This is a genomic window from Desulfomarina sp. (assembly GCF_054039375.1).
The window spans coordinates 1-5,806 of record NZ_JBPLBA010000047.1 but is presented as its reverse complement, the minus strand read 5'-3'; the positions used below and the strand labels follow the sequence as shown (position 1 = coordinate 5,806).

The following is a 5,806-nucleotide window of genomic DNA, read 5'->3' as shown; positions in this document are numbered from 1 at the left end:
CTCGAAACAGATGGACGGATCTTGTTGAGGTAAATATCAATAATCTGGCAGCCGTGCCTTCCATTGTTTTTGGTTTACTTGGGCTTGCAGTTTTTCTTAATGTTTTTGGTCTGCCACGATCTGCGCCCCTGGTCGGTGGACTGGTGTTAACTTTGATGACCCTGCCCACTATTATTATAGCCTCCCGGGTATCTTTAAAGTCTGTGCCGCCATCCATTCGCGAGGCGGCGCTGGGTGTCGGCGCCTCCAAAATGCAGGCAATAACCCAACATATCCTCCCCCTTGCCATGCCCGGAATGATGACTGGAACGATCATCGGAATGGCCCAGGCCCTGGGTGAAACCGCTCCCTTGCTCATGATTGGCATGGTCGCTTTTATTGTTGATACTCCAGGTTCTGTGACTGATCCGGCAACGGTTCTGCCGGTGCAAATTTATCTCTGGGCGGATTCTCCGGAACGTGCCTTTGTGGAGCGAACTTCCGCCGCCATCATGGTTCTTCTCGCTTTTCTTGTATCAATGAATGCATTTGCCGTTCTTCTGCGTAAAAAGTTTGAGCGTCGCTGGTAAACAGAGGCAGGGGATAACAGTTTTTTAATGAACGCCTAACAATACTCTAATTATCAATCGCTACCTTGTCCATTGTAAGATTCGCCGGTAAGGCGAACCAACCTAACAGGAAAACTCAAATTATTGAACAAGGAGAATTAAAATGTGGAAAAAAGGATTAATATGTGCGGCAACATCACTTTGGGCGGCATCGGCTGTTACAAGTGCGTATGCAGCTTCAGGCAGGGATTATATCTCAATTGTGGGTTCCTCAACGGTATATCCCTTTGCGACGACTGTGGCAGAGCAGTTTGGGAAAACAACGAAATTCAAAACACCAAAAATAGAATCCACAGGTTCCGGTGGCGGGATGAAACTCTTTTGTGCCGGTTCCGGGATAGAAACTCCTGATATCACCAATGCTTCACGACGAATTAAATCATCTGAGTATGAAAAATGTCAGAAAAACGGCGTAAAAGAGATTATTGAAGTGAAAATCGGCTATGACGGTATTGTTCTGGCGAATTCTAAAAAAGCCGGACAGTTGCAACTGAGTAAAAAAGATATCTATCTTGCTTTGGCAAAAGATGTTCCAGATCCAAAGAGCGGCAAAAGACTGGTTGCCAATCCATATAAAACCTGGAAAGAAGTGAACTCAGCCCTGCCTGACACCAAAATCGAGGTCTTAGGACCTCCTCCGACATCCGGCACCCGTGATGCCTTTGTTGAACTTGCCATGGAAGGTGGCTGCAAGAAAATTAGTTGGATTAAGGAGTTGAAGAAAACAGACAAACAACAATTTAAGGCTGTTTGTCATACTATTCGGGAAGATGGGGCCTACATAGAAGCTGGTGAAAATGACAACCTGATTGTGCAAAAACTTCAGGCTAATCCAAAGGCTGTTGGGATTTTTGGCTTTAGTTTCTTGGATCAAAACGCTGATAAAATTCAGGGATCAATTGTTGGTAGCGAGGCTCCAACATTTGAAAATATTGCAGCAGGTAAGTATCCTGTTTCCAGACCACTGTATTTTTACGTGAAGAAAGCTCATGTTGGCGTAGTGCCGGGAATGGTAGAATTTTTAAGTGAGTTTACCAGTAATAAAGCCTGGGGTGAAGAAGGATATCTTACAGATAAAGGTCTAATCCCTATGCCTGAGGAGGAACGAAAACAGTTTTCTGATGACATCAAGGCAATGAAACCATTAGTTTTCGGGAAATAATAAAGATTGTTTTAATGAGAGTCGGTGCAGCACTGCGCCGACTCTGAAGGATTTAAATATGGAATCAACAAGTGTTGTGCTCACCCCCGGTGACCTCCCTTTTTTGACAAGAGAAACCAAGATTTGGGAACAGGTGAGGCAGGAAGAGATAATCGAGTTGGAAAACAGAAAAACCGTTGGTAATCAATTCGTTGATGATGCCCGGATGACATGCAGAGACGTAAATGTCTACTATGGCGACAAACAGGCCATCAGGGATGTCTCTATTGATGTGGGCCGCAATGAAGTACTGGCCATGATAGGACCTTCCGGCTGCGGGAAATCAACTTTTCTGCGTTGTTTGAATCGCATGAATGATACAATTGAGAGTTGCCGGGTAGCGGGAGAGATCCTACTTGATGATCTCAACATCTATGATAAATCAGTAGATGTGGTTCCCTTGCGGGCCCAGGTCGGCATGGTTTTTCAGAAACCCAACCCGTTTCCTAAATCCATCTATGACAATGTTGCCTATGGGCCGAAGATTCATGGTCTGGCTGCTTCACGGGCAGAACTTGACGAGGTGGTGGAAAGCTCTCTGAAGAAAGCGGGATTATGGAAAGAAGTAAGTGATCGCCTGGATCAACCGGGAACAGGTCTTTCCGGTGGGCAGCAGCAACGACTTTGTATTGCCAGAGCCATTGCTGTTCGACCTGAAGTCATTCTTATGGATGAACCCTGTTCGGCACTTGACCCCATTGCCACTGCCACAGTGGAAAATTTGATTGCAGAGTTGCAGGAACAGTATACTATCGTCATAGTCACCCATAACATGCAGCAGGCTGCCCGGGTTTCCCAGAGAACAGCCTATTTTCATCTTGGGGATTTAATTGAGGTTGGAAATACTGACCGGGTCTTCACAAATCCACGCCACAGATTAACCGAGGATTATATTACCGGCCGATTTGGATGATTGTTTTGAATCAGGGTATGGCTGAAAAAAAGACCGCTTTCTTTTCTGTAATCTTGCCCCAATCCCGGCCTGGAGACTGTAGAGCGTCGGGACCTCCAGCAGGGTGAAAAATGTTGCTGTAACCAGACCGAAAATAACCACCACGGCCATGGAGTGCCACCACTGGCTCGATTCACTGACCCAGGAGACGGTCAGGGAATGAAAGTCAAAGGAAACGCCGGTAACCATGAGGATCAATCCCAGGATGGTGGTGACAGCGGTAAGGATCACCGGTCGCAGCCGGGTGGCCCCGGCCATGATGACCGCCTGTCGCAGGTCGAAGCCCTGGTCGGAGTTCCGGGGACAGTATGTCTATCTGCAGTTAAAATGAATACCAGCTCTGCTAAAAGCTTTTCCCCGGAAACAGATTAAGGTTTTTAATCAATCCCATAGTAATGCCACTGGAACAGTATAGTAGGGTTTGTTGCCATCACCAAACGGCAATAATCTTGAGCCGGTATAAAAAACAAGATCACACTTGAACTGGTCTCCAGTCAGCTCGGCAAATTTTTTGAGTCCCTTAAAATCACTGCTGCGTATCGCGCTGGAAGCCTTTACTTCAATACCAATCAAACGATTATCCTCCTGTTCCAGCACTATATCCACTTCATTTTTTCTTTTGTCACGGAAATGGTAGATATTCATGGTTTCTTCCGACCATGCAAGGTGTTTGAAACACTCCATGACCACAAAGTTTTCCAGCAGTCCACCGTAATACATCGAACCAAGAAGCTGTTCTTTTTTCTTTAATCCAAGGAGATGGCAGGCCAGGCCTGTGTCAACCATATGCATTTTGGCCATGCCGATGGTTTGTCGTTTTGCTCTTTTTTTTACATAGGGATGAATGCGTTTGATGATAAACATCCATTCCAGGGCCTCAATGTATGATTTGACTTATAATTTATCCTAATCTTACCGCAGGGGTATCTCTTCCTGTTTTCATGATGCTTTTTCAATAAAATTGTTCCAGCTTCCAACCTCATCCAGGGAAACCACCGAAATGTTATCAGCAACAGGATAGGAATCTTTTCCTGGATAGATAACATAAAGATGAGATAGTCCAAGGTCATTTATGGCTATGTGCATGGACTTGCTTGTTTTTGGTGCCTCATTGAATTTAAATTCAATACCATATCTTTTACCCTCTTTTGAAAATAACAGATCTACTTCCGCACCGCTGTAAGTAGACCAGAAATACGGCTCGACCGGGCCGATGATCTGAAGAATCTGCTCAAGGGCAAAGCCTTCCCAGGAGGCACCGAGGCGGGGGTGGCCCATGAGATAATGACGATCCGGAATGTCAAGCAGGCTGTGGAGAATCCCTGGGTCACGAAAATAGATTTTAGGAGCCTTGACCTGCCTTTTACTGATATTTTCGTGCCATGGCTGCAGTTGTCGAACCATAAAGGTGCCGGTCAGGATATCAAGATAAGATCTGATTGTCTTACCGGACAGCCCCAGAGACCTGCCAAGTTCGGAGGCGTTGAAGGTTTGTCCATGGTTGTGGGCCAGCATTGTCCAGAAACGTCGCATGGCCTGAGCCGGAATTTTGATTCCTAATTGCGGGATGTCCCGTTCCAGAAATGTTCGTATAAAATTTTCCCTCCAGGCAAGGCTATCCTGGTTTGATCCGGCAAGAAACGACAGAGGAAAACCTCCCCGCAACCAGAGTTTTTCAAGAGTTTTTGTTCCAGTGCCTGTCTCCTGGAGATTGAAGCCGGAGAGTTCTATAAATTCAGTTCGACCAGCCAGGGTTTCAGACACATTTTTAAGGATATGGGGAGATGCACTTCCAAGGATTAAAAATTTTGTCTTATTGTCCGGTTTGTCAACCAGCACTCTGAGCACACTGAACAGCTCAGGCATTAATTGGATTTCATCCAGAATGACCAGGCCGTTGAGGGAACCCAGCATAAGCTCGGGGTTTTGCAGTCTCCGCTGATCCGGGATCGATTCAAGATCAAAATAGGTTGCCTGGTGTTTTTCTCCGAACAGTCTGGCCAGCGTTGTCTTTCCGCATTGTCGTGGGCCGAGTAGGGATGCGACCGGCGCACGGTGAATGGCGATATTAAGTTCATCTATATATCTTTTACGTGAGATCATACCGCACCATTAAACATTGAAAATCGGGAATGTCAATCCTAAATTTCAATGTTTAATGATGCGGTTCCATGTTCATTTGACGATTTGATATACATTTTGGCAAATCGTTCGTCGAATTGCTTTTTCCCCTTTCCTCCACCGTTAAGATTCTCTTCCTGTCGTATTTTACGAGAAATCCCTGAACATAATACGAGTTATACCCCTTGGCGGAGAGGATGTTCAGGCAAGATAAATGATAGCAGTTCTTATCTGAATAGGGCCTTTACGTCATCCCGCCTGAAAAAAGAATATAGGATAATCCTATTTCCACTGACTCAATGGAAGGAAATGATGAAGGCTATGCAGGAAATCATATCTCTTTTTGCCGGGAAATACGGTTTGACCAGGAATGAAGTTATAACAGAGGTAGAGAAAGTTTTTTCCGAGATTTTTTCCCAGCGGTACGGCTTTGAGGTCATGGTTGTGCTTCAGTCGAATAATCAATTGGAGGCGGTGGCCTATAACAGGGTTGATGGGGTGCTTCTGCAAAAGAGCATTGATGTAACCAGGATCCGGGGGTGGAATACTATCAAGAAGCATCTGGAACAGAACCTACTGAAAGCCTCTGTGCTCAAGCAGACCCGGCAGTACAAATATTATGAAAGAGAACTGCGCTGGGGAGAGATCACTGCCATTGATCCGGAAAAAAACTATCATGTTGAGATGGAGGTTATTCCAGGGGAAACGGTGACTGCCGTGTGTCCGCTCAATCGTGTTGGCATTCATGAGCGGAACTCTGATGAATTTTCCATTGGTGAGAAACGGGCTTTTCATGTTCGCCGGGTTGATCCGGTTATTCTGCACGGTACACCACGGTTAAAGGTGGTGGTTGATCGGGTATCCAAAACACTGGTGGAAATCTTGCTGAAGGAACAGCTTGGTTGTTTAGCCGGGAGAATGATG

At 45.7% G+C, this 5,806-nt stretch carries 7 protein-coding genes; 4 read left to right on the top strand and 3 right to left on the bottom strand.

Annotated elements, in window-relative coordinates; genetic code table 11:
- The 3 genes from ACXLDX_RS02720 to pstB all read left to right on the top strand — a co-directional run.
- A partial coding sequence (locus tag ACXLDX_RS02720; RefSeq protein ID WP_457575655.1) for a PstA family ABC transporter permease occupies positions 1–569 on the top strand: 569 nt, incomplete at its 5' end.
- 142 nt (positions 570–711) lie between these two features.
- On the top strand, positions 712–1,770 hold the full coding sequence (locus tag ACXLDX_RS02715) for a PstS family phosphate ABC transporter substrate-binding protein (protein ID WP_457575654.1): 1,059 nt from the start codon (positions 712–714) through the stop codon (positions 1,768–1,770).
- Between the two features lie 205 nt (positions 1,771–1,975).
- Positions 1,976–2,722 carry a phosphate ABC transporter ATP-binding protein PstB gene (gene pstB / locus ACXLDX_RS02710; RefSeq protein WP_457575657.1) on the top strand — a complete coding sequence of 249 codons (747 nt, stop codon included), beginning with the start codon at positions 1,976–1,978 and terminating at the stop codon, positions 2,720–2,722.
- On the opposite strand, the gene ACXLDX_RS02705 is transcribed toward pstB, so the two are convergent.
- The 3 genes from ACXLDX_RS02705 to ACXLDX_RS02695 form a co-directional block, all read right to left on the bottom strand.
- On the bottom strand, positions 2,687–3,019 hold the full coding sequence (locus ACXLDX_RS02705) for an efflux RND transporter permease subunit (RefSeq protein WP_457575653.1): 333 nt from the start codon (positions 3,017–3,019) through the stop codon (positions 2,687–2,689). The genes pstB and ACXLDX_RS02705 overlap by 36 nt on opposite strands.
- 123 nt (positions 3,020–3,142) lie before the next feature.
- Positions 3,143–3,643 carry a DUF4143 domain-containing protein gene (locus tag ACXLDX_RS02700; RefSeq protein ID WP_457575656.1) on the bottom strand — a complete coding sequence of 167 codons (501 nt, stop codon included), beginning with the start codon at positions 3,641–3,643 and terminating at the stop codon, positions 3,143–3,145.
- Between the two features lie 57 nt (positions 3,644–3,700).
- The gene (locus ACXLDX_RS02695; RefSeq protein ID WP_457575652.1) at positions 3,701–4,864 is read right to left on the bottom strand and encodes an ATP-binding protein; all 1,164 of its coding nucleotides are present in this window, start codon (positions 4,862–4,864) and stop codon (positions 3,701–3,703) included.
- Positions 4,865–5,191: 327 nt separating this feature from the next.
- Here ACXLDX_RS02695 and ACXLDX_RS02690 point away from each other — a divergent pair.
- A partial coding sequence (locus tag ACXLDX_RS02690) for a hypothetical protein (protein WP_457575651.1) occupies positions 5,192–5,806 on the top strand: 615 nt, incomplete at its 3' end.